Annotated in this window: 24 protein-coding genes; 7 read left to right on the top strand and 17 right to left on the bottom strand. The window is 71.6% G+C overall.

Annotated features, from left to right (window positions below):
• Position 1 precedes the first annotated feature (1 nt).
• The 6 genes from AC2XR2_RS43915 (at position 2) to AC2XR2_RS43890 (ending at position 6,004) form a co-directional block, all read left to right on the top strand.
• Complete coding sequence (locus AC2XR2_RS43915; RefSeq protein ID WP_491518311.1) at positions 2-1,801, top strand: eCIS core domain-containing protein; 1,800 nt, start codon at positions 2-4, stop codon at positions 1,799-1,801.
• 91 nt (positions 1,802-1,892) lie between these two features.
• Entirely contained in the window at positions 1,893-2,999 is a 1,107-nt protein-coding gene (locus AC2XR2_RS43910) for a hypothetical protein (protein ID WP_491518310.1), read from the top strand.
• 22 nt (positions 3,000-3,021) lie between these two features.
• Entirely contained in the window at positions 3,022-3,276 is a 255-nt protein-coding gene (locus tag AC2XR2_RS43905; RefSeq protein ID WP_491518309.1) for a hypothetical protein, read from the top strand.
• A 95-nt stretch (positions 3,277-3,371) separates the two neighbouring features.
• The gene (locus AC2XR2_RS43900) at positions 3,372-4,151 is read left to right on the top strand and encodes an AfsR/SARP family transcriptional regulator (protein WP_491518308.1); all 780 of its coding nucleotides are present in this window, start codon (positions 3,372-3,374) and stop codon (positions 4,149-4,151) included.
• Positions 4,152-4,421: 270 nt separating this feature from the next.
• Positions 4,422-5,222 carry an SDR family NAD(P)-dependent oxidoreductase gene (locus AC2XR2_RS43895; RefSeq protein WP_491518307.1) on the top strand — a complete coding sequence of 267 codons (801 nt, stop codon included), beginning with the start codon at positions 4,422-4,424 and terminating at the stop codon, positions 5,220-5,222.
• Positions 5,223-5,254: 32 nt separating this feature from the next.
• Positions 5,255-6,004 carry an SDR family NAD(P)-dependent oxidoreductase gene (locus AC2XR2_RS43890; RefSeq protein WP_491518306.1) on the top strand — a complete coding sequence of 250 codons (750 nt, stop codon included), beginning with the start codon at positions 5,255-5,257 and terminating at the stop codon, positions 6,002-6,004.
• Positions 6,005-6,056: 52 nt separating this feature from the next.
• Here the strand turns inward: AC2XR2_RS43890 and AC2XR2_RS43885 are convergent, their stop codons facing one another.
• From AC2XR2_RS43885 to AC2XR2_RS43805, 17 genes are all read right to left on the bottom strand, one after another.
• Entirely contained in the window at positions 6,057-7,109 is a 1,053-nt protein-coding gene (locus tag AC2XR2_RS43885; RefSeq protein ID WP_491518305.1) for an MBL fold metallo-hydrolase, read from the bottom strand.
• Positions 7,106-8,638: a class I adenylate-forming enzyme family protein gene (locus AC2XR2_RS43880; protein ID WP_491518304.1), complete on the bottom strand. Its 1,533-nt coding sequence runs from the start codon at positions 8,636-8,638 to the stop codon at positions 7,106-7,108. The genes AC2XR2_RS43885 and AC2XR2_RS43880 overlap by 4 nt, the downstream gene beginning before the upstream one ends.
• Positions 8,639-8,735: 97 nt before the next feature.
• On the bottom strand, positions 8,736-9,056 hold the full coding sequence (locus tag AC2XR2_RS43875; RefSeq protein WP_391198807.1) for an EthD family reductase: 321 nt from the start codon (positions 9,054-9,056) through the stop codon (positions 8,736-8,738).
• A gap of 15 nt (positions 9,057-9,071) precedes the next feature.
• A complete protein-coding gene (locus AC2XR2_RS43870; RefSeq protein WP_491518303.1) occupies positions 9,072-9,452 on the bottom strand; it encodes a hypothetical protein in 381 nt (126 codons plus the stop codon).
• Positions 9,449-9,799 carry a nuclear transport factor 2 family protein gene (locus AC2XR2_RS43865; protein WP_491518302.1) on the bottom strand — a complete coding sequence of 117 codons (351 nt, stop codon included), beginning with the start codon at positions 9,797-9,799 and terminating at the stop codon, positions 9,449-9,451. The genes AC2XR2_RS43870 and AC2XR2_RS43865 overlap by 4 nt, the downstream gene beginning before the upstream one ends.
• 127 nt (positions 9,800-9,926) lie before the next feature.
• The gene (locus tag AC2XR2_RS43860) at positions 9,927-10,553 is read right to left on the bottom strand and encodes a TetR/AcrR family transcriptional regulator (RefSeq protein ID WP_491518301.1); all 627 of its coding nucleotides are present in this window, start codon (positions 10,551-10,553) and stop codon (positions 9,927-9,929) included.
• Between the two features lie 103 nt (positions 10,554-10,656).
• Complete coding sequence (locus AC2XR2_RS43855; RefSeq protein WP_491518300.1) at positions 10,657-11,514, bottom strand: enoyl-CoA hydratase/isomerase family protein; 858 nt, start codon at positions 11,512-11,514, stop codon at positions 10,657-10,659.
• Positions 11,511-12,281 (bottom strand): SDR family NAD(P)-dependent oxidoreductase, encoded by a 771-nt coding sequence (locus AC2XR2_RS43850; RefSeq protein ID WP_491518299.1) that lies wholly within the window; start codon positions 12,279-12,281, stop codon positions 11,511-11,513. The genes AC2XR2_RS43855 and AC2XR2_RS43850 overlap by 4 nt, the downstream gene beginning before the upstream one ends.
• The gene (locus AC2XR2_RS43845; RefSeq protein ID WP_491518298.1) at positions 12,278-13,054 is read right to left on the bottom strand and encodes an SDR family oxidoreductase; all 777 of its coding nucleotides are present in this window, start codon (positions 13,052-13,054) and stop codon (positions 12,278-12,280) included. Before AC2XR2_RS43845 ends, AC2XR2_RS43850 begins: the two co-directional genes overlap by 4 nt.
• Positions 13,051-14,265 carry an acyl-CoA dehydrogenase family protein gene (locus AC2XR2_RS43840; RefSeq protein ID WP_491518297.1) on the bottom strand — a complete coding sequence of 405 codons (1,215 nt, stop codon included), beginning with the start codon at positions 14,263-14,265 and terminating at the stop codon, positions 13,051-13,053. Before AC2XR2_RS43840 ends, AC2XR2_RS43845 begins: the two co-directional genes overlap by 4 nt.
• A 12-nt stretch (positions 14,266-14,277) precedes the next feature.
• On the bottom strand, positions 14,278-15,249 hold the full coding sequence (locus AC2XR2_RS43835) for a phosphotransferase family protein (protein WP_491518296.1): 972 nt from the start codon (positions 15,247-15,249) through the stop codon (positions 14,278-14,280).
• Positions 15,246-16,457, bottom strand: coding sequence for an acyl-CoA dehydrogenase family protein (locus AC2XR2_RS43830; protein WP_491518295.1), 1,212 nt, complete (start codon positions 16,455-16,457; stop codon positions 15,246-15,248). The genes AC2XR2_RS43835 and AC2XR2_RS43830 overlap by 4 nt, the downstream gene beginning before the upstream one ends.
• Before the next feature lie 26 nt (positions 16,458-16,483).
• Positions 16,484-17,632: a thiolase family protein gene (locus tag AC2XR2_RS43825; protein WP_491518294.1), complete on the bottom strand. Its 1,149-nt coding sequence runs from the start codon at positions 17,630-17,632 to the stop codon at positions 16,484-16,486.
• Complete coding sequence (locus AC2XR2_RS43820) at positions 17,629-18,000, bottom strand: Zn-ribbon domain-containing OB-fold protein (protein ID WP_491518293.1); 372 nt, start codon at positions 17,998-18,000, stop codon at positions 17,629-17,631. Before AC2XR2_RS43820 ends, AC2XR2_RS43825 begins: the two co-directional genes overlap by 4 nt.
• The gene (locus AC2XR2_RS43815; protein ID WP_383538830.1) at positions 17,985-18,773 is read right to left on the bottom strand and encodes an enoyl-CoA hydratase/isomerase family protein; all 789 of its coding nucleotides are present in this window, start codon (positions 18,771-18,773) and stop codon (positions 17,985-17,987) included. Before AC2XR2_RS43815 ends, AC2XR2_RS43820 begins: the two co-directional genes overlap by 16 nt.
• Positions 18,774-18,876: 103 nt before the next feature.
• Positions 18,877-19,974, bottom strand: coding sequence for an acyl-CoA dehydrogenase family protein (locus tag AC2XR2_RS43810; protein WP_491518292.1), 1,098 nt, complete (start codon positions 19,972-19,974; stop codon positions 18,877-18,879).
• A 97-nt stretch (positions 19,975-20,071) separates the two neighbouring features.
• Positions 20,072-20,866, bottom strand: coding sequence for an SDR family NAD(P)-dependent oxidoreductase (locus AC2XR2_RS43805; protein ID WP_491518291.1), 795 nt, complete (start codon positions 20,864-20,866; stop codon positions 20,072-20,074).
• A gap of 61 nt (positions 20,867-20,927) precedes the next feature.
• On the opposite strand from AC2XR2_RS43805, the gene AC2XR2_RS43800 reads away from it, so the two are divergent.
• Positions 20,928-21,995, top strand: coding sequence for an NAD(P)-dependent alcohol dehydrogenase (locus AC2XR2_RS43800; RefSeq protein WP_491518290.1), 1,068 nt, complete (start codon positions 20,928-20,930; stop codon positions 21,993-21,995).
• The last annotated feature ends 106 nt before the right edge of the window (positions 21,996-22,101 follow it).

Genomic DNA, 22,101 nt, shown 5'->3' with positions numbered 1-22,101 from the left:
CATGTCGTCTCACGTGCCCCGCCATCAGGTGCGCCGATCCGCCGCACCCCCGTCGGCGGTCGCGCAGACGGTCTCCGCGTGGGGACCCGGGCAGCAACTGCCCGACGGCGCCCGCCATCGCATGGAAGCCGCGTTCGACTGGGATTTCACCGCCGTACGCGTCCATACCGGGCCGCAGGCCGCGTCGGCGACACGCGCGCTCGGCGCCCGCGGAGTGACGCTCGGCGACCACATCGCCTTCGGCGCCGGCGCATACATGCCGGACAGCCCCGCCGGAGAAGCCTGCCTCGCGCATGAACTCGCGCACGTGGTGCAGCAGTCGGACGGGCGAGGATCGTCCGGATCGGGCGAGGCCGAGGCCGAAGCCGCCAGGGCGGCGCGTTCGTTCGCCCACGGTTACGAGGTACGGGCATCGACCCCCGTCGGCCCGGCGTTCCAGCAGGACACCGCGCCCGCCGAGCCCTCCGTACTCATCCTCGGCCGCTACGAACGGAGCATCGCCGGGCGCGAGCTCCCGGTGGTCGAACTTCTGTGGGACGAGGGCAGGCGTGCGACGGGCCTGCGACCCGTGCTCCTCGGCCAAGTCGAAGGTTTTGCCGGTACGTTCGACGACCTCGCACCCTCGGGCCTGGCGTCGGGCACGGTTCTCCAGGGCGCGCTGCAAGGCGGTGGCAAAGAGAACATCAAGGCGATCTACCTCAACACCGCCGGGGTCGACTTCTACCGTGGCGGCCCGCTGTACGATCGCGCTTCTCCCGGGCACCTGGCCTGGTCGGGAGCCCAGACGTCCGCCGAGTACCGGGGATTGATCGCGGCCATCGCCTCCGGCCTGAACAAGGTCGACATCTATCTCGAACACGACGGAGGCCTTTCGGTCATCCGCGCGGGGGCGCGCACCGTGAGCGGGGCGCCGCTCCCTGAAATCCTCCGCACCCACCTGCCGACCTTCTTCCCCGATCCGGACCCTTCGGGCGGCGGCCCGGTTTCCGGCGGTCCCGGCCGGTCCGGTGCGCTCTCGGTCGCCGAGCCGGAGCCCGGCGCGCCCGGGGGGAAGAGCACCGCCCGCACCGCCCCGACGGCAACGCCGCGCACCAGGACCGGTGGTGGTGGCGTATTGGCACGAGCCGGCAGCCGACTCGGCGGCTGGGGACGCGCGTATGGTCCCGGCCTGGCGATGGGCGCGTTCTCCCTGCTGGGCAGCTATCTGCAGGGGCGCAGGGAGGGTCGGCAGATCCAGGAGGCGGTGGAGCGCCGTATGCCCGAAATCCAAGCACTCATCGGGGCACAGGCCGACACGATCAGGAGCCTGCACCGCGGCCACCCGCACGCATCGCTCTACGCGAACGTTCAAGTCCCGCTCCTGTTCCAGGAATCGGTGCACGTGGTGGACCCCATCGGGGAGCCGGCGATGGTGCGGGGGTTCCTTGCCGCGGAAGACCCCACCGTGACGATCAGCGAAACTCCCGTACCGACGCAGACGCGGTACGGCTCCGCCAAGATGGTCCTGCTCGATCTCCAGAAGACCGAGTACCTGACCTTCCCCGTCGCCATCGGAACGGGTGCGCCGCCGGTCGGTGCACCGGTGCGGAAGCTGGCCGTCGCACTGCTCGCAGCCTGGCGGTCGACCGGCAGTCCCGCGGTCGGTGACCGCGCTGACGCCCTGCGTGCCCAGGTCCCGGGCCCTTGGGATCTCCACGATCTTGAGCTCGCCGCCGAGCTGCACGAAGCGCTGCTTCTGGACGGTCTCGGCGATAACGAGGCGCTGGAGCTCCTGCTGGTCCTCGGTGCTCCTCTGCCATGAGGGGGCCGCGGGTACATTCACACCCCGTTGACGCCTGGCTGACGGTCACCGGCTACGTTCTCCGTTCTCCGCACCCCCTGGAGGTGTCGCCATGGAGCAGCGCACACAGGGAACTTGGCGATTCTGGCCCTTCGGACCGGGCTGGTCCCTGCTGACCAGCGCCATGGCGATCGTGGTACTGGTCACGGGGTTCTTCCTGCTCAGGGAGTTCGCCGACTGGCCCGGTGAGGACCTGGAGCCCGGCGTCCTGATCGCCATCGTCGTCATCTCGTCCGTGCCCGTCCTGCTGATGCTGCTCGAGGCGGTCGCGGCCGGGGGCGGCTCCTTCGGCGGGTTCGGGTTCAACCTCACCTTCGGCGCGGTCGCCGAAGCGGCCACCGCGCAGACACCGCCGAGCGACGTGCCCCGCAACATGGGCGCCTCGGAGGGCCTGGATATCCAGGACAGCGCAGGGCCTCAAGTCCTGGAGGCCATCAACGAGTTCGCCCGGAGCGAGGTCGCCGTCATCGACCTGCAGGACGGCACCGCATGGTGGGAGACGCGGCTGGCGGTCGTCTGCGCGGGCGCCCGGCGCCTGGGCAGCCCACGCGCGATCGCCTTCGTCGCCACGGACGCGGGCCGGCCCCGCGTCTACCAGGGCTGGGCCGAGCCGGATCGCATGCTCAAGGCTCTTGCCCTGTCGGACCGTTCGCTGCGCGCGGCGCTCGACCGCGCCGCGGTGATCTCGGCCCGATGGGATCTTGCGCTGCCGCCGAGCGCCGCCGCGGGCAGTGCGCAGGGCCCGGCGGACCTGCTGCCCGCGCACGAGCAGCTCGCCTTCACCGGCACCGCGCGCAGGCCGGATGCACCGGAGCAGATCCTTCTCCACGAGGTGCGCAAGCTGGAGACAGAAGGCAGCCCGAAGGTGATCGGGATCGTCAGGCTGCACGACCTCTTCCAAGCCTTCCTGCACCAGGAGGTCCTCGACGACGCCCTGCCCCAGGAGCAGTGGCTGCGGACGGTCTTCGACAGCGAAGCGGAGTATCTCGCGGTGACCCGCTGCCACCGATACGTGGGCCTTATCGCCCGGAACAGGCTGCTCATCGACCTCTTCCGCAACAGACTCTTCCCCGGTCTCGTCCGCGACGACTGCCCTGATCCCGCGCAGAAGTCCCCTCGGGCCGGGGCACCTTCACCCCGGGGACCGCACCCCTCGTGACCTACGACTGGAGGCAGCCGCCGTGAACCCATCCCCGAGCGGGCGCATCCACGTCCTTATCCTGCGCGCCTGGCGGGAGGGCGCGCATCCGCGCGGCGTACGCGTCAGGGTCATCGAGGTCAGCGGCCAGGGCGAGACTCCGCTGGCCACGGCGGCCGACGCCGACGAGGCGTGCGCGGCGGTGCGCGCCTGGCTCGGCCGCCTCCAGCCGCCGGGGCCCGCCGGCCCCGACCCCCCTGCTCCCCCCACGCCCGCGGCTCCCCCGGCTTCCCGGTGACAGAGCGGTGACGCGTGCTTGATGGCCGGTACACGGTCGCCTCTCTATATTGCGGAATATTACGGACATGCACGGCAGCTCCGGGGGGAGGCACGATGCACACACAACTGGTCGGCGGTGTGAGCGTTCAGCTGCTGCGAGGGTTCACCGTCACCGTCGACGGCAACTGGGTGTCCATGATCAGCAGCGCCCAACGTCTGGTCGCCTTCCTGGCAGTTCAGCGGCGCCCTCTGACCCGTACTCACGTCGCGGAGTCCCTGTGGCCCGACACCTCGCCGGAGAAGGCCGCGGCCAATCTGCGCTCGGCGCTGTGGCGGGTGCAGAAGTCGTGCCGGTGCACCCTCAACGGGTCGTCACCACAACTGCTGCTGGCTCCCGAGGTGAGCGTCGACCTCGTCGCGGTGCAGGAGCGGGCCCACCGGCTGCTCGACCGGGGTACGCCGTGCGACGACCTACTCTCTGCGCAGACCTGCGCCGAGTTGTCGGTCGATCTGCTTCCCGACTGGTACGACGACTGGCTGATCGCGGATCGCGAACGCCACCACCATCTGCGGCTGCACGCCCTGGAGGCGCTGTGCGAACGCCTCTCGCACGCTGGCCGCTACGGCGAATCGATCGAGGCCGGACTCGCCGCCGTCCATGCCGAACCGCTGCGCGAGAGCGCGCACGCCACGTTGATAAGGGCACACGTCGCCGCGGGTAACCGGTGGGAGGCGGCACGGCAGTACGAGCAGTGCCGTCGCATCCTCCTGCAGGAGATCTCCCTGGAGCCCACACCCGAACTGCGCAGCCTGGTGCCCGACCTCCTGATCCGCAACACGGATCCGCCGCGCGACCGGTCCGCACCGCCGGGCGCGCACAGCTCGCTGGTGTGAAGCGGCGAGAAGGACCGTCTGCGTACGTCGACGGCGGGTCACGGCTCGACGCGGCCACGGGCCCGGCGGTGGTCGCGGACGCGCTCGCTGGCGTGGATCCGACGCCACCCCAGCCGTCGTGCGGGAGTCGCCTCCAGCGGCCGGAACCAGCTTCAGTCAGCCAGAGGCTTGTCGCCCCCGATCAGCCCACCGTAAACTCAGACAAGCTGAAGCTAGTTCAGTTCATGAGTTTAGGTCGGGGCGGGCACACAGCTCGGGAGGGGTGGCCAAGTGGCTTCCTTGGACGGCAGGACCGCGCTGGTCACCGGCGCCGGACAGGGCATCGGACGAGCGATCGCCGTGGAGATGGCCCGGCAGGGCGCGTCCGCGGTGGGCGTCGCCGACCGCGACGAGGAGACGGCCGGCAGGACCGCGGAGCTGGTGCGGGACGCCGGGGCGCGGGCCGAGGTGATCGTCTGCGATCTGCGCGTGCGGGACAGCATCGCCGACATGGTCTCCCGTACCGTCCGGCGCTTCGAGGGACTCGACGTGCTGGTCAACAACGCCGGGGTGATCGAGACCGCGTTCACGGCCGACCCGGACCGTGGTGTGGACACCCTCGCCGAGGAGGTCTGGGACGCGGTCTACGAGGTCAACCTCAAGGCGGTGTGGCTGACGACCAAGTTCGCCGCACCTCATCTGCGTCGCTCGCGGCGCGGGCCCGCCATCGTCAACACGGCCTCCGTCTCCGGTCTGACCGGCTTCCCCAACGCCCCCGCGTACGGCGTCACCAAGGCCGGCGTCATCCACCTGACCAAGGTCACGGCCGTGGATCTCGCCCCGGTGCGCTGCAACTGCTTCTGCCCCGGTGTCATCGAGACACCGCTGGCCCGGGCCTACGTCGAGGCCGCCGGGGACCCTGCGGCCATGGAACACGAGTTGACCGCACCGCAGTTGGTCGAGCGGCTCGGACGCCCCGAGGAGGTCGCCAAGCTGGCGTGCTTCCTGGCCTCCGACGACGCCGCGTTCATCACCGGATCGTCGTACGTGATCGACGGCGGGGCACTTGCCTGGCTCGGCGTACGGGACTGAGAACCAGCACCTTCGAGAAGCCAGGGGATCCCATGCATGCGAGGCTGGCCGGGAAAACGGCGCTGGTGACGGGCGCGACGGGAGGTATCGGCGACGCCGTCGTGCGGCGGCTCGCGGCCGAGGGCGCAGCGGTTGTGGTGACCGACCTCGACGCTGATCGCTGCGAGAAGCTCGCCGAGGAGGTCGGGGGCGGTGCTCTGGGGCTGGCCCTGGACGTGTCGGACGAGTCCGCCTGGCGCGAGGTCGTCGCCACGGCGACCGCCGCGCTGGGCGAGCTGTCGGTGCTGGTCAACAACGCCGGCATCGCCACGATGAAGACGGTCGAGACAGAGACCATGGACTCCTGGGAGCGGGTCCTCGGGGTGACCCAGACCGGTGTCTGGCTCGGCATGAAGTACGGCGGCCCCTCCATCGAGCGCTCCGGTGGCGGCTCGATCGTCAACGTCGCCTCGATCTTCGGCACGGTCGGCGGCTTCGGTGCCCAGTTCTCCTACCACGCGGCCAAGGGCGCCGTACGCCTGATGACCAAGAACGCCGCCCTGCACTGGGCGAAGCACGGGGTCCGGGTGAACTCCCTGCACCCCGGGTTCATCGAGACGCCCCGGTCGCGTGAACTGTGGCGCGGGACACCGCGGTTGGACGCGATGGTCGAGGGGACCCCGCTGGGCCGGCTCGGTACTCCCGAGGAGGTGGCGGCCGCCGTGGCCTTCCTGGCCTCCGACGACGCGAGCTTCATGACCGGGTCCGAGCTGTATGTCGACGGGGGCTGGACGGCGCGTTGAAGGGTGAGAGGACCGTGCACCGGCCGGAGCGGGCCGGTGCTGCACGGTCCTCTCAAGCAGCCTTGGCCGTATACCGGTTGACGTCCTCAGCCCGCACACACCGCGCCCGTCCGCGGGCCACCAGGACGTCCAGATGGGCCGCCGTCTCGTTGACGGCGAGCATCTGGTCGAAGGGGCCGAGGTCCGTGAAGGGCACCTTGCGGCGGGTCCAGCCCAGCTCGGCCGCCACCTCGTACGCGGTGCGCGTACGGTCGAAGAGGGCGGCCAACGTGTCGGCGAGGCGGTCGTCGTGGTGGGTGAGCAGCTCGCCGACCCGGGCGTGCATGCTGTCGCCGACCGGGCCGTGCGCGGGCAGCAGCCGGGCGTCGGCGAGGGTGGTCATCAGTTGCAGTGAGTCGAGGTAGTCGCCCAACGGCAGGGTGGGGCCGCCGAGTTCGAAGCCGATGGACGGCGTGATGTGCGGCAGGACGTGGTCCCCGGAGAACAGCAGTCCCCGGGCCTGATCGAGGTAGACGACGTGTCCCTGGGTGTGGCCCGGGGTCGGGATCACCGTCAACCGCGCGTCCCCGAAGCGGAGTTCCTCGGCCTGGAGCCAGCGGTCCGGCGCCTGCCAGACGCCGGCGTCGAAGTCGCCGTCGTACATCGCGCCGACCCGCTCGGCGAGTTCGTGGGCGCCGGCCCGGCGCAGGGTCTCCAGCGAGCCCACCGGTTCGTCCGTGCGCAGCTCGCCGAGGAGCTCCAGGCCGCGCCGTTCGCCCGCGCCCAGGTAGACCCGGGAGCCCAGCAGCCTGCGCAGTTCGACGGCCTGGGTGTAGTGGTCGCGGTGGATGTGGGTGACGAGGATGTGGCTGATCTCGCCCAGGTCGTGGCCGAGTTCGGCGAGGGCGTCCTCGAGTGCCTTGCGGGACTCGGGAATCGACCAGCCTCCGTCGATCAGCACCAGGCCTTCCGTGAGTCCCTCCAGCGCGTAGACGTTGACGGCCCGCAGTCCGTCGTCCGGGAGCGGGAGCGGGATGCGGTGGACGCCGGGCCGTACGGTCTCGGGTCCGGGCTGCGCCCAACGGCCGCGGTCGAAACGGGGGGTGCGGGTCGTGGGGGTGGTCATGCATCTCCTTGCCGGTGCTGTTCGGGGTGTGCGGCGAGCCGCGCGTGCAGGTCGTGGGCGAGCCTGCGGGCTCTGGAGCGGTCGAGCTTGCCCACGGTCGTCTGGGGCAGCTCACCGACGGTGAAGGCGAACTCGGGCCACTTGGCCTTGGACAGGCCGGTGCGGGCGAGGTGCGCGGTGATCTCCTCGAGGCCGAGGTCGCCGGAGCCGTCCTCGACCACGACGAGCACGGCGGCCCGTTCGCCGAGGAGCGGATCCGGGACGGGGGTCACGCAGGCGCGGGCCACCGCCGGATGGGCGGCGACGGCGCGCTCGATCTCGGTGATGTCGAGGTTGCGGCCGCCGCGGATGATGACGTCCTTCTCCCGGCCCATGACGGTGACCGTGCCGTCCTCGCCGGTCACCAGCAGGTCACCGGTGGGGAAGAAGCCGTCCGGGGTGAGCGCCGGCGGCTCGACCTTGCCGTCGCGGGCGTAGCCGAGGAAGAGGGAGGGACCGCGGACCTGGGCACGGCCGGTCACTCCGGGCTCCAGTACGGTTCCGTCGGCGGCCACGGCCCGCAGGTCGGTGCCCGGGAAGGGGCGCCCGTCGCGGCCGAGCCGGATCTCCTCGGTGTCTTCCGGCCGGGGCGAGGTGTGTCCGAGGCACTCGGACATGCCGAAGACGCGCAGGATCCTCGTCCCCAGGGAGCGTTCGGCGCGGGCGAGGGCACCGCGGTCCATGGGGCCGCCGCCGACGGTGATCGAGCGGACCCCGTCGAGGACCCTCGACCCGGCCGCCGCGGAGCCCATCTGGAGGGCCATGGTCGGCACGCACATGGTCCACCGGACGTCGTGCGCGGCCATCCGCGAGAGCGCCTCCTCGCGGTCCCAGCGGCCGGACAGGACGAGCGGTCCGCCCAGCATGAGGGAGAGGCAGACGCCGAAGCAGTAGGCGGCGGTCGAGGAGAGCGGGACGACGGCGGCCACCGCGTCCCCCTGGCGCAGGCCGTTGACGTCGATCGTGCACGAGCAGGCGTAGCGCAGGGCGCTCTCGGACTGCACGACCCCCTTGGGCCGCCCGGTGGAGCCGGAGGTAAGTCCGATGAGGGTGCCGCCGTTCCAGCGGGAGACATCGCGCGGACCGCGGCCGACGCGGAGGGTCCAGCCGTCCAGGGCATCGCCCGTCAGCGCGTCCGGCAGAGCCGCGGCGCCGTCCCATTCCTCGATCGCGGAGGGTTCGGCGATCAGGACGTCCGGTCGGATGTCCTCCATGGCGGCGGCGAACTCGGCGGCGGTCGTGTGCCGGTTGACCAGGGCCAGCACGCCGCCGGTCAGTCCCACGGCCAGGGTCGCGGCCACGGTGCGCCAGGAGTTGTCGGCCTGGAGCAGCACGGTGCCGCCCGGTGTGCCGTCCGCTGTCATCGTGTCCGCCAACTCGGCTGCCTGCCTCAGGAGTTCGCGAGCCCTGTGCTGTCCGTGGTCGTCGACCACAGCCGTGAAGTCGGCTCGTTCGCAGCGGTCGTAGAACTCCCGCACTGTCTGTCGCATCCGCTTCCTCGCCTCGTTGCGAAGGGGCCTTCGAGTGGGGCCCGGTCGAGGGGGCCTCCAAGTGAGGGGCGGGGCCCGGCCCGACACCCCGGTGTGCTCAGCCCGCGTACATCTCCGCCTCGCCGCCCATGACGGCGATCCGGCGTCCCCGCATGTCGCCGACCTGGGCGACGGCCGCCGCCCATTCCGGGCTCTTCAGCGCCTTGCGCAGGTCCTCAGGGGTGTCGAAGCTCAGGACGGAGACGCCGTCCCAGCCCTCCGAGCGCGGTTCGAGGGCCCCGTCGATGTCGGTGTGCCGCCAGGCCCTCAGCCCCGGCAGCTGCCGGGTGAGCTCGGCGTGTTCGCCCCGCCACCAGTCGATGAACCGTTCGTGGGTCCACTCGGGCGGCCGGGCGGCCAGCAGGATCAGGTTGTACACAGCTCCTCCTCGGGCTCAGGTGAACAGGACCGCGGGCGAGCGCCCGATCATCAGCCGCCGTACCCGGCCCTCCCCGTCGAGCCGGGCCGAGGCCACGAACGTGGCCTCCGGTACGCCCGCCCTGCGCACCTCGCCGAGGTACAGCTCGTCCCGGCCGACGGTGGACCCGGTGAGCAGGTGGTGGGTGCGGGTGCCCACCTCGCGCTGGGCGAGGTAGCCCTCCATCTCGGCGCGGCCGCCGTGGAAGTCGGTGCCGGTGTCGCCCCCGGTGGAGAAGAGGATGGAGAAGGAGAAGTCGTCGCTGATCAGGTCAAGGATCCGGTCGGCTTCGGCGCTGTCCAGGATTCCGAACCAGGTGGTCAGGAACGGCGCCGCGGACGCGGCGGGGGCGCTCACGGCCGGTCCACGAGGTCGAAGTCCGGGGTGAAGAACGACTGGTAGCCGGCCATCAGCCCGGCGGGCGAGATCCGTACGGCGGAGAGGAAGGCCCCCGTGGTCACCCCCTGGTCGACGACGAAGCCGTACGCCGTCTCGACGTCGCCGTCGACCGAGTAGCGCACGATCTCATGCCTACGGTCCACCGCGTGCCGTCCGGCGATATAGCCGGCGAAGTCTTCGCGGGACGTGCCGGTCCGCTGCCCGCTCGGCAGGGCGATCAGGAACCGGAAGTCGGGTTCCAGGAGTTCGAGGGCCTTTTCCGGGTCCTGGCCGTCCATTCGGGCCATGTATTCGCGCAGCACCATTGCCGATCGCTCTCCCTCGGCGCCATGAGTTCTCATAGCATCAAACAACCTGAGTTCAGTTCAGTTTGACTGTAAGGCCACTGCCCTGCCGCCGACAAGAGGCAGGGCCTGACCTGGTGGAGCGGGGCTACTCCGCGACCATCCGCACCACACACCCCTCGATCATCTCGCTGATCTCGGACAGCGGGATCGCGCCGGACGGCCGGTACCAGCGCCAGACGCTGACGATCATGCCGAGGACGGCGAGGCCGAGGGTGTGTGCGTCCCGTACCGGGAAGCCGCCCTTGGACATGCCGCGCATCAGCAGGCTCGTCCAGTCCCGCTCGACCATCTGGACCAGCTGGCGGGCCGCGACGCGCTCGGTCTCCTCGCGCTTGGACTTCCGCGGGGTGGCGAGCAGGGACATGTTGGCCTGCAGGATGCGCATCTGGCGGATCTCCTGCTCGGTGACCGCGAAGGCGGCCCGGACCGCCGCCCGCAGTTCGTCCACGGGTTCCGTCGCGTTCTCCGTTGCCTCGACGAACTGGTCGTGCGAGCGCTGCAGTTCGAGGCGCATGATGGTGAGCAGGCAGTGGGCCTTGGACTCGAAGTAGTGGTACAGCGCGGTCTGCCCGATGCCCACCCGGTCGGCCACCTCCGACCACTTGGTGTTCTCGTAGCCGTCCTCCCCGAACCGCTCCACGGCGGCCACGAGGATCGCGCCGCGCTTCGACCTGGGCCCCTCCTCCGGATCCACGATCCGTGCCCTTGCCATGGTCTGTCTCCCTCTTCTCCACGGACGGTACCGATCACCGTACGGTCGTCCGAGAGTAGACCCAAGTTCAAGTCGGGTACGAATCGGAGATCGGGCGGGTCGCTCACGGGGCTGTGGGTCGCGTCGGGGCACCTGGCTGATCGCCCGGCGAGCCTGCGGAAACCGTGGCACCCGTCCCCACCTCGAGCCCGCCGAAGTCCGCCCTGCGGCCCGCCAGGAACGCCGCCACGCCCTCTCTCCCCTCCGCCGACGCCGCGGCCGCGGCCAGGTGGCGAGCCTCGGTGTCGAGGTGCTCGTCCAGGTCGGACGAGAGCGCCCGACCGACCAGCCGGCGGGTCACGCCGTACGCCGCCGTGGCTCCGCGCGCCAGCGCGCCGGCCGTGCGTACGGCCTCCTCGGCCAGTTCCTCGGGCGGGACGAGCCGGCTCACCAGCCCGATCCGCAACGCCTCGACCGCCGTGACGCGCCGGTTGGTCAGCAGCAGGTCCACCGCCCGCCGCGGCCCGACCAGCCGGGGCAACGACCAGCTGACCCCGGCGTCCGGTGTGTACCCGATCGCGGTGTACGCGGCCGAGAAACCGGCGTCGGTCGCCGCGAGACTCACGTCCGCCGCCGCCACGAGCCCGAGCCCCGCCCCGGCGACAGCCCCCTGAGCGGCGACCACCAGCGGCGCGTCCAGACCGGCGAGGATCCGCAGTGCGCCATGGAGCGCGTCCGTCACCTCGGTGAGGTGCCCTGCCAGGTGTTCCCCCGACAGCGTGGCGAACTCCTTCAGGTCCCCGCCGACACAGAACGACCGCCCCCGCGCGGTGAGCAGCACCGCACGGGCCCGTGCCTTCTCGCACTCCCACGCCGCCTCCCGCAGCGCCCGTGCCATCGCGAGATCGATCGCGTTGCCCCCGCCGCGGCACAACTCGACCCGCGCCAGCCCGTCGCCGTCGACCTCCACCGTGACCCTCATCGCGCCGTCCACCCACCGTCCACGGTGAGCACCTGCCCGGTGCAGTACGACGAAGCGTCCGAGGCCAGATACAGCAGTGCCCCGTCGAGTTCCCCGGGCTCGCCGCCGCGCCCCAGCATGGTGCCGCGTTCGACCCAGCGCCGCGAGCGCTCGTCGCGGAACAGTCCGTCCGTCATCTCCGAGCGGAACCAGCCGGGCGCGAGCGCGTTGACCCGCACCCCGGACCGCCCCCACTGTCCCGCCAGTTCCCGGGTCAGCCCGAGGAGCCCGGCCTTCGACGCCGCGTAGGCCGCGCCGCCCAGCGGGGCGCCGGAGACGAGTCCGAGGACGGACGAGACGTTCACGACGGATCGCGTACGACCGCCCCCGGGCACCGGCGCCTCCGCGAGCAGCCGCGCGAGTCGGAAGGCTGCCACCAGGTTCACGTCCAGCACTCCTGCGAAGTCCTCGGCGCTCTCGTCCTCGGCCCGTACGGCACCGGGTGCGCCGGCGTTGTTGACGAGGACGTCGATCCGGCCGGTCTCGTCGAGCGCCGTCTCCATCAGCCGCACCCGGTCCTCGTCCCGTGAGACATCGCAGACGACGGGATGGATACGAGGGTTGTCGTCGGCGAGTTCCTTGAGCTTCTCCAGTCTCCGCGCCGCGGCGAGGACGGTGGCCCCTGCCGACGCGAGCACCAGGGCGAAGCGGGCCCCGAGCCCGGACGACGCCCCGGTGACCACGGCGGTCCGCCCGTGCAGGGAGAACAGCTCAGCGGCCGCCGTCACGCCTCCACCCCGATCGGCAGTACGGTCGCCCCGCCGTCCAGGACCAGCGTCTGCCCGGTCATCCAGGACGAGGCCTCGGACGCCAGGAAGACCGCCGCGTGCGCCACGTCCTCCACCGTGCCGAGTCTGCGCAGCGGCAGCCTCGCGGTCAGGATCGGCTCCCTCGGCTCCCAGACGGCCCGGGCCAGCTCGGTCTTGATCAGGCCCGGTGCGATGGCGTTCACGCGTGCCATCGGCCCGAGTTCGTAGGCGAGTTGGCGGGTCATGTGCAGCATGGCCGCCTTGGTGGCGTTGTACCAGCCGATGTGGGGGTCGACGACGAGTCCTCCGACGGAGGCGATGTTGACGACCGCTCCCCCGTGCTCCCTCATCCACGCCCGCCAGGCGCACCGGGTCCAGGCGACCATGCCGTACTGGTTGACCCGTACGGTCTTCTCCGCGCGCGGCAGGTCGAGGTCGAGGAGGTCGCCCATGTACGGGTTGGTGGCCGCGTTGTTGACCAGGACGTCGAGTCGGCCGAGGCGGGCCACGGTCTCCTCGACGCAGCGCTCGGCGTCCTCGGGCTCCCCGACGTTGGCGACCACCTCGTGGACCTCGCCGTCGCCCTTGATCCGCAGCAGTTCCTCGCGTGCCGCGGCCAGTCCGTCCGCCTTGCGGGAGGCAATGACGACATGGGCGCCGGCCTCCCGGTATGCCTGGGCGATACCGAGTCCGATGCCCCGGGAGCCACCCGTGATCAGGGCCACCCGGCCCTCCAGTTGCTGCCCGTTCACGCCGACTCCTCCGGGTACTTGGCCAGTTCACGCCGGGCGACCGTCCGCAGATGCACCTCGTCGGGACCGTCCGCGATCCGCAGCGCCCGGGTGATCGCGTACAGCCGCGCCAGTACGGTGTCGTCGCTGACCCCCGCGGCCCCGTGCGCCTGCACCGCCCGGTCGACCACCTTGTGGGCCACCTCCAGGGCGGCCACCTTGATCGCGGCGACGTCGGTGCGGGCGGCCGCGTTGCCCTGGGTGTCCATCAGCCAGGCCGACTTGAGGACCAGCAGCCGCAGTTGCTCGATCTCGATCCGGCTGCGGGCGATCCACTCCCGCACGACGCCCCGCTCGGCGAGCCTGCCGCCGAAGGCGGTGCGGGTCAGGGTGCGCCGGCACATCAACTCCATGGCCCGTTCGGCGAATCCGACCGCCCGCATGGCGTAGTGCATGCGCCCGGGTCCCAACCGCCCCTGCGCCAGGGCGAATCCCTCGCCCTCACCGCCGAGCAGCGCCGAGGCGGGCACGCGCACGTCCTCGAAGAGCACGTCGCCGTGGCCGCAGCGGTCGGTGTAGCCGAACATCGGCAGGTCGCGCAGCACGGTGATGCCGGGTGTGTCGCGGGGAATCAGCAGCATGCTCTGCTGCCGGTAGGTGGGTGCGTCCGGGTCGGTGACACCCATCAGGATGATCAGCTTGCAGTCGGGGTCGAGGATGCCGGACGTGTACCACTTGTGCCCGTTGACGACGTACTCGTCGCCGTCGCGCGTGATCCGGGTGCGGATGTTGCGGGCGTCGGAGCTGGCGACCTCGGGTTCGGTCATGGCGAAGCAGGACCGGATGTCGGCGGTGAGTAGGGGGCGCAGCCAGCGGTCCTGCTGCTCGGGGGTGCCGAAGAGGGAGAGCAGTTCCATGTTGCCGGTGTCGGGGGCGGAGCAGTTGAAGACCTCGGGGCCGATGATCGAGCGTCCCGCCAGCTCGGCGAGGGGAGCGTATTCGAGGTTGCTGAGGCCCGCGCCCCGGTCGCCGTGTGCGAGGAAGAGGTTCCACAGGCCTTCGGCGCGTGCCTTCTCCTGCAACTCGCTCATGATGGGCGGTAGTTCGTGGGGGTCGTCGGCTGCTGCGAGCTGTCGGTCGTAGACGGGCTCGGCGGGCAGGACGTACTCCTCCATGAACGCGGCCATCCGCGAGCGGAGTTCCTCAGCCCTCGGGGAGAGTGCGAAATCCATGGTCGTGCTCCTTCAGGGCCGTCGGGCGAGGAGGTCGCGGGCCGTGCGGATCATCGCCGCGATGGTCGGCGGCAGCCGCTCCTGGTCCGGGTCGTGGTGGGTGCCCTCTCGGTGCCGGCGCAGGTTGTGGCCCATGATCGCGGCCATCTTGGTGCGGGCCAGGGCCCGGAACCAGTCGAGGTCCGTGGGCGCGGAGCGGCCGTCCAGATAGGCGGCGAGCAGTTCCGCCTCGCCGGGCAGGCCGGGAATGTCGCGGCCGAGCTCGGGGAAGTTGCGGTGGTCGGCGAAGAGGAGGAACCAGGCGAGGTCGATGCGCGGATCGCCGTATCCCCAGATCTCCCAGTCGACGACGGCGGCCGGTCGTACACCCTGGCACAGGACGTTGCCGAGGCGGAAGTCGCCGTGGGTGAGGGTGGCGGGCACGCTGTCAGGGACGCGGGCGGCCAGGGTGTGCAGCAGGTCCTCGGATCCGGGGCGGAGTTCCGGCGGCACCGCCCGCATGGTGCGGCCCCATCGGTCCAACTCCCCCGCCGGGCCCAGTGGTTCGGAGGTCTCCGGGGTCGGCGTCGCGTGCAGTTCGCGCAGCACCGGGGCCAGGGCCAGCATCCGGGTGCGGCACAGGCCGGGGTCGAGCCGGTGCTCGTCGAGGACCGGCTCGATCGCCTCGCCGTCCACGAACTCCATGGCGAACCAAGCCGGTTCGCGTTCGTCGACGGCCAGGACGCCCGGCACGGGCACCTCCGATCGGGCGAGCGCGCGCAGGACCCGGGCCTGGCGCAGCACGTCGTTGCGGCCGACGGCACGGCGGCCCGGCGGCACCGCCTTGATGACGTACGAGGCCGGGCCCGCGGCGATGGAGTAGGTGAGCCCGGAGTGGCCGCCAGGAAGGGTGCGCAGGTCGCCGACGGGCGCGCCCGGGTGTCGCTCGGCGAGCCGTTCGCGGACCCGCCGCCCGAGCTCGGCCACTTCGGTCGTGGTGCTCAACTGACCGCTCCCTTCGGCTCCTTGGGCAGTTTCAGCACGCGCTCGGCGAGGATGTTGTGCTGGATCTCGTCGCTGCCGCCGGCGATCCGGTAGCCGGGGGCGCCGAGGAGGTGCTCGGTCCAGGCGAACGTGCCCCACTCCCCCGTGTCTGCAGCCAGTCGCGGACCGAGGAGCTGCTGGACGAGGTCGGTGGTGGCCCGCATGGTCGCGGTGGCGTGGAGCTTGCCGACCGAGGCCTCGGCGCCGGGCTCGCGACCGGCGACCAGGGCCGCCGTGACCCGTAGCCCGGTGAGCCGCTGGACCAGGGTGCGGACGTAGAGGTCGGCGGCCTGCTGCCGTTCGCCGCCGGTGAGCGGGCGGGGCAGGTGCCGGGCCAGGTCGAGGGCGCGGTCGGCGTTGTCCAGGCCGAGGCCGCCGGAGTCGAGGCGTTCGGCGGCGAGCACGGTGAGGGTGACGCGCCAGCCCTCGCCGACGGGGCCCAGCCGGTCGGTGTCGGGGACGTGGACGTCGTCCAGGTAGACCTCGTTGAAGCTGGCGCCGCCGGTCATCTGCCGGATGGGCCGTACGGTGACGCCCGGGGCGTCCATCCGGACCAGGAAGACCGTGATGCCCGCGTGTTTGGGCACTTCGGGGTCGGTGCGGCAGACGGCCACGCCCCAGGTGGCCACCCGGGCGCCCGAGGTCCAGATCTTGTGGCCGCGCAGCCGCCAGCCGTCGTCCTCGCGTACGGCCCGGGTGCGGACGGCGGCGAGGTCGGAGCCCGCTTCCGTCTCGGAGAACAGCTGGCAGGCGAGTTCGTCGGTGCGGAGCATGGGGCGAAGCCAGCGCCGCTTCTGCTCCTCCGTGCCCCAGATGCGGATGGCGGGGGCGACGAGCTGCTGGGTGACCGGGAAGATCTCGGTGCGCCTGGGCACGTCGAAGGCGGCTTCCTCGGCCCGGTACAACTGCTCGTAGTGGGCGGGGAGTTCGCGGCCCCCGTACTCCGGTGGCCAGGCGAGCGCGCCCCAGCCCTGGTCGTGGCGGGTGCGTTCCCAGTCCCGTGCCCGGTCGGTGTGGGTGCGTTCCTCGGCCTCGGTCCAGTTCTCGAAGACGGCCACCGAGTCGTCGCCGCGGCCCCACTCCTCGTGTGCGGTGCGAGCCGGGGCCACGCCTTCCAACCAGTGGCGGGCTCCGGAGCGGAACTCGTCCGGTCCGGGTATGGCGTCCATGGCCCTTCCTCCTCTCAGCGGGTCTCTCAGCGGGTCAGCACCGTGCAGGCGCTGACGCCCGGCGCCCCGTACACATGGGTGAAGCCCGTCGACGGATCGCCCGGTACCTGCCGTTCGCCCGCCCGGCCCCGCAGCTGCTGGACCACCTCGTGGACCTGACGCAGTCCGGAGGCGCCGATGGGCTCCCCGTTGGCGATGCATCCGCCGTCGGTGTTGACCGGCAGCAGGCCGTCGATCCTGGTCGCCCCGAACGGGATGAGGGACTCCTGCTCGCCGTGCTCGCAGAACCCGCACTCGGCCAGGTGCATCACCTCGGCGCCGCTCTCGGTGTCCTGCAACTGGCACACGTCGATGTCACGCGGCCCCAACCCGGCTTCCTCGAAGGCGCCTTGGGCGGCGTCCGCGCTGACACTCGTCGGCGATCCCGTGGGCGCCCATGGGCTGAACACCTCGAAGGAGCCGAAGCGGCGGGTCCGTACGACGGCCGCCCGCAGTGCGACAGGGGTCCCGCTCAGCTCGCGGGCCACCGCGCGGCTGCACAGGATCAGGGCGACCGCACCCTGCCCGGGCGAGCAGAACATGTACCGCGTCAGGGGGTCGTTGACCATGCCGGACGCCAGGATCTCGTCCGCGTCGAGCGACTTGCGCCGCCAGGCGTGCGGGTTGAGCACGCCGTTCGCGTACGCCTTCTCGGCGACCAGGGCGAGGGTGCGGTCGCTGATGCCGTGGTCGTGCATGTACCGCTGGATCTTCATGGCGAAGAACTGGGTGGTCACCATCAGCCCGTCGCGGCCGTAGGCCTCATCCAGCCCCCAGTCGGCGGGCCGCGGGTCGAAGGCGCCGCGCGGATGCTTGTCGAACCCGACGGCGATGGCCACGTCCGCGGCGCCGGAGCGGATCGCGTTGACCGCCGAGACCAGTGCGCTGCCGCCGGTCGCGCAGCCGTTGCGCACATTGGTGAACGGCACTCCCGTCAGCCCGAGTTCGGCGACCAGCGTGTCGGCGTTCCCGGCGGCGTCGCTGCCGCCGTACGCGGCCCGCACCCGGGACCACGGCAGTCCGGCGTCGGCGAGTGCGGCCCGGACGGCCTCGACGGCCAGTTGCCGGCCGCTCGCCTCCGTCCGGGCGAAGGAGGTGATCCCGGCCCCGCAGACGAGCACGTCTTCCTTGCTCATACGGCGGCCCCCGCGGCCCTGGGCACGCCGTCCCCGGCCGTCACGGTGACCGGCATGCCGATCTCCGCGTCCTCGGGCCGGACGTCGAGGACCGCCAACACACGCACTCCTTCGGGGAGTTCGACGTATCCGACGGTGAACGGCGTGAATCCGGCGGCGGGTGGGACGTACGGCGGCGACTTGGGTGCGTACCGCTGCACGGTCCAGGTCCAGAGCGTGCCCGTACCGGAGAGCACGACCGGCTCGGCCGGACCTCCGCAGCGCGGACACGCCGGGTCGGCGGGGTAGGCGGCCACCGCGCAGTCGGCGCACCGGGAGCCGCGCAGCGGGCTCCCGGTCCCCGGCACCGCGGTCAGCGGCCCTTCCACTGCGGCTCCCGCTTCTCCAGGAACGCCGACACACCCTCCGCCGCGTCCTCGGAGTTGAGCATCACGCCGACCGCGAGGTGCTCCATGACCATCAGCGACTGGATGTCGGCGTCGAGGCTGCGGTCGATGGTCATCTTGGTGATCCACATGGTGAACGGGCTCTTGTCGATGAGCTGGTCGGCGAACTCCTCGACCGTGGCGTCGAGTTTGTCGGCCGGGGCCGAGGCGTTGATGAGGTCGAACTCGGCGGCCTCGACGCCGGTGAGCAGCTTGCCGGTGAGCATCAGCTCCTTGGTCTTGCGGACGCCGATCATGCGGGGCACCCGGTAGATCGGTCCCGCGCCGCCGAACAGCGCGCGCCTGATGTGGAAGTCGCCGATCAGTGCGTCGTCCGCGGCGATCGCGAAGTCGCAGGAGATCATCAACTCGAAGCCGCCCGCGGTGACATGCCCCTCCAGGACGGCGATCGACGGGGTCTTCATCGAGTAGAGCCGGTCGCAGACCTTCGCGGAGAGCACGGCGACGTCGATCGCGTTGGACCTGCCGACGAACTCGGCCTTGAGGCTGTCCAGGTCGAACCCGGAGCAGAAGGTGTTGCCCCGCCCGCGCAGCACCAGCACGCGCAGCTCGGGGTCCGCGTCGACCTCGGTGATGATCTCGTCCAGCCGATTGAGGATCGGCACGGTCACGCAGTTCTTCTTGTGCGGCCGGTTCAGCCAGACCCGCGCGACATGCCCGTCCCGCTCGAACTGGATCTCGTCCTCGACTGCCATGAGCTCCTCCAAACTGAACTGAATTGAGTTCGATTCTGTGGCTAGTGGATGCCCCTGTCAATGGACCGGGAAACGGAATCCGCTCCGGACGACCTGTCCGCGGTCAGTCGGTGCGGCCCGTGAGGCCGAGCAGGCCGGCCAGGCGCAGACGGTGGTCGTCGGCCGTGCCGAACAGCGCCTCGTCGGCACGGGCCCGGCGCAGATAGCGATGGGCGGAGTGCTCCCAGGTGAAGCCGATCCCCCCGTGGAGCTGGACGTATTCGGTGGTGGCGAGCCGGTGGGCACCGGTGCAGGCCACCGCCGCCGCACTCGCGGCCACCGCAAGCTCCGCCGCCCGTCCGGCGAGACAGGCGCTCGCGTACGCCGACGCCGACCGCGCCCCCTCGACCTCGACGAGCAGGTCGGCCAGCCGGTGCTTGACGGCCTGGAACGAGCCGATGGCACGCCCGAACTGCGTCCGCTGCGTCACATGAGTGAGCACGGCGTCCAGGGCGTGCGCACTGCCGCCGACGTGCTCGGCGGCCACCGCCACCCGCCCCGCGTCGAGGACACCGTCGATGACCTCCGACGTCCGCTCGGGCTCGGTGATCGGTTCGGCGGGCGCTCCCCGGAGGCGGACGAGCGCCTGGGGGCGCGTGGGATCGAGCACCCGCCGGGCCGTGCGCTCGCAGGTCGCATCGTCCGGTTCGCAGGCGAACACCCGCTCACCGTCCGGCGCGCGGGCCATGACCAGCAGCAGATCAGAGCCTTCCCCGTCGGGCACGAAGTCGGCCTCGCCGCGCAGCACCCAGCCGTCCGGCCCGCGCTCGGCCGTCACAGCGGCCGGATGCAGCATGCCGGCAACGGTGGCGGTGAGCCCGCCGGAGGCGATCCCGGGCAACCACCGCTCACAGGCCCGCTGATCACCACTGTCCAGCAGCGCGTACCCGGCGAGAACGACGGTGCTCAGCAGCGGTGCCGGACACACCACCCGCCCCATCTCCTGGAGCACGACGGCGAGTTCGGCAAAGGTGTACCCGGAGCCGCCGTACTTCTCGGGCACGGTAAGCCCATGCACCCCGATCTCGCCGGCGAGCCGCTGCCAGAGCCCCTGCTCGTCACCCCGCGGATCCTCGGCAAGCAAGTCCCGTAGAACCGCCCGCAGTTGCCCCTGTTCCTCGGTCTCCACCAGCAAAGCGGGATCAGCATCAAGCCGAAACATCAAAACCTCCCTCGACTGCACCCCGCCAGGGGCGCGGGGCTGTATCTATATGCGGCTCCGCCGCGTGGGCGCGACCAGCCACAACGGCCCCGCAGCCTCAAACGGTGAACCGCCCCCCATTGGCAAGCAGAACCGCCCCCACCACATTCGCCGCCTCCTCACTCGCCAGAAACAGAGCAACATCGGCGATCTCCTCCGGAGTGGCATAAGCACGAACCCGAGGATCAGCAAACCCCTGCCGAAGCGCCGCAGGCGTCCGCGCCGCCATCCCCGTCTCCGTCGGCCCCGGCGCCACCGTGTTGACCCTGACCCCGTACGCGATCGCCTCCTTGGCGACGGACTGGCTCAGCGCGTGCGCCCCCGCTTTCGAGGCCGCGTAGTGCGGATAACCCGCCTGAGCGTCGAAGGCGGATGACGATCCGACGGTGACGACGGCACCGGCCCGCCGCGGCACCATGACCCGTAGCGCGGCACGCAGGACGTGGAAGGTGCCGTCCAGGTTGACCCGCATGACCCGCCGCCAGGCATCGTCACCGAGCCGCCCCGTCACCTCCGGCGGCCGGTCCGCGACCAGCGCCTCGGCGATCCACTCCTTGGCCACGGGGTCGTCGACTCCGGCGGCGTGCACCACCACGTCGAGCCGCCCGTGCCGCCGTACGACCTCCTCGAAAGCCCGGTCCACCTGGGCCGGTTCGGCGACGTCGACGGTCAGGGCGTGCCCTCGCGGCAGCTCCTTCGCGACGGCGTCGACGGCCGGGCCGTCGAGGTCCGCGGCGAAGACCTCGGCACCCTGCGCGGCCAGTCGCCGGGCGACCGCCGCGCCGATACCGGATCCCGCTCCGGTGACGAGCGCGATCCGCCCGTCGAAGCGCCTCGTGTGTTCACCGCCCATGCACGGTCACCACCTCGCAGCCATCTACTGAACTGACTTCATTTTTGTTACCGTCGCACGTATGTCAACAGGCGCGACAAGAGCGGTCCGGCTGACCCGCTGGGGCGGCCCACCGATCCTCACCGAGACGGCACGGCCCGTCCCCCGGGACGAGGAGGTCCTGATCGAGGTGGAGGCAGCCGGTCTCTGCCGTTCGGACCTCCACGTCATCGACGCCGGACCGGGAGCCCTTCCGTACCGGCTTCCGTTCACCCTCGGACACGAGGTCGCGGGTCGGGTGGCACAGCGGGGCCCGTCCGCCGTGGGTCCGGCGGTCGGCGAACGGGTCGTGGTCCACGGCCCGTGGGGGTGCGGCAGTTGCACACGCTGCGAAACCGGGGCGGAGAACTACTGCGACCGGCGTAAGGCCCTGGACGCGGACCGGGTCGGCACCGGGGCGGGTCTCGGACGCGACGGCGGGATGGCGGACGCCATGCTCATGCCGTCGGGGCGGGTGCTGGTGCCGGTGGGTGACCTGGCCGCCGAGCAGGCGGCACCCCTGTCGGACGCCGGCCTCACCGCCTACCACTCCGTGGCCATGATCCGCCCCGCGCTGGGCGAGGACGAGGGCGTGGTCGTGATCGGCGTCGGCGGGCTGGGGCATCTGGCCGTCCAGATCCTGCGCGCCACGACGAGCGCGCGGGTGCTGGCCGTGGACGTACGGGAGGAGGCGCTCGCCCTCGCCAACGCGTGCGGCGCGCACTTCGGCACGCTCCTGCGGCCCGACACCGCCACGGTCCTCCGAGGCCGGACGGGCGGAGCCGGGGCGGTGGCCGTGCTCGATTTCGTCGGCAGCCGTTCCAGTCTCGAGCTCGCGGTGGCCGTGCTGCGGCCGGGCGGAGAGCTCGTCGTGGTGGGCAGCGGCGGCGGCGAACTGACGGTCCGCAAACCGGGCGCACTCCCTCCCGGCACCCGGATCTCGCTGCCCTTCTGGGGGACCCGGCCCGAACTGGAGGCGGTCGTCTCCCTGGCACGCGACGGTGTCCTGACCGTCGGAGTCGAGCCGTTCGGGCTGTCCCGGGCGCCGGAGGCCATCGCGAGGCTGCGCGAGGGGCGGGTGCGCGGGCGCGCCGTCCTCACCCCCGACTGACACGGCGGACGCCCGGCCGCGGCCGAAACCGGTCCGTCGAAACCAACGGTCCCCTCACCTCTCGACTACAGAAGTGAGTTCAATTAGCGTCCTGTTCCATTCGGTG

The organism is Streptomyces sp. LS-MS-L19 (assembly GCF_058382285.1).
The sequence above is the reverse complement of the archived record's forward strand: the minus strand, read 5'-3'. Positions and strand labels throughout refer to the sequence as shown.

Bases quoted from the DNA above. Each gene is read 5' to 3' on its own strand.
- AC2XR2_RS43915 (WP_491518311.1), top strand. From the start codon at position 2: ATGTCGTCTCACGTGCCCCGCCATCAGGTGCGCCGATCCGCCGCACCC.
- AC2XR2_RS43910 (WP_491518310.1), top strand. From the start codon at position 1,893: ATGGAGCAGCGCACACAGGGAACTTGGCGATTCTGGCCCTTCGGACCG.
- AC2XR2_RS43900 (WP_491518308.1), top strand. From the start codon at position 3,372: ATGCACACACAACTGGTCGGCGGTGTGAGCGTTCAGCTGCTGCGAGGG.
- AC2XR2_RS43890 (WP_491518306.1), top strand. From the start codon at position 5,255: ATGCATGCGAGGCTGGCCGGGAAAACGGCGCTGGTGACGGGCGCGACG.
- AC2XR2_RS43885 (WP_491518305.1), bottom strand. From the start codon at position 7,109: ATGACCACCCCCACGACCCGCACCCCCCGTTTCGACCGCGGCCGTTGG.
- AC2XR2_RS43880 (WP_491518304.1), bottom strand. From the start codon at position 8,638: ATGCGACAGACAGTGCGGGAGTTCTACGACCGCTGCGAACGAGCCGAC.
- AC2XR2_RS43865 (WP_491518302.1), bottom strand. From the start codon at position 9,799: ATGGTGCTGCGCGAATACATGGCCCGAATGGACGGCCAGGACCCGGAA.
- AC2XR2_RS43860 (WP_491518301.1), bottom strand. From the start codon at position 10,553: ATGGCAAGGGCACGGATCGTGGATCCGGAGGAGGGGCCCAGGTCGAAG.
- AC2XR2_RS43855 (WP_491518300.1), bottom strand. From the start codon at position 11,514: ATGAGGGTCACGGTGGAGGTCGACGGCGACGGGCTGGCGCGGGTCGAG.
- AC2XR2_RS43840 (WP_491518297.1), bottom strand. From the start codon at position 14,265: ATGGATTTCGCACTCTCCCCGAGGGCTGAGGAACTCCGCTCGCGGATG.
- AC2XR2_RS43830 (WP_491518295.1), bottom strand. From the start codon at position 16,457: ATGGACGCCATACCCGGACCGGACGAGTTCCGCTCCGGAGCCCGCCAC.
- AC2XR2_RS43825 (WP_491518294.1), bottom strand. From the start codon at position 17,632: ATGAGCAAGGAAGACGTGCTCGTCTGCGGGGCCGGGATCACCTCCTTC.
- AC2XR2_RS43815 (WP_383538830.1), bottom strand. From the start codon at position 18,773: ATGGCAGTCGAGGACGAGATCCAGTTCGAGCGGGACGGGCATGTCGCG.
- AC2XR2_RS43810 (WP_491518292.1), bottom strand. From the start codon at position 19,974: ATGTTTCGGCTTGATGCTGATCCCGCTTTGCTGGTGGAGACCGAGGAA.
- AC2XR2_RS43805 (WP_491518291.1), bottom strand. From the start codon at position 20,866: ATGGGCGGTGAACACACGAGGCGCTTCGACGGGCGGATCGCGCTCGTC.
- AC2XR2_RS43800 (WP_491518290.1), top strand. From the start codon at position 20,928: ATGTCAACAGGCGCGACAAGAGCGGTCCGGCTGACCCGCTGGGGCGGC.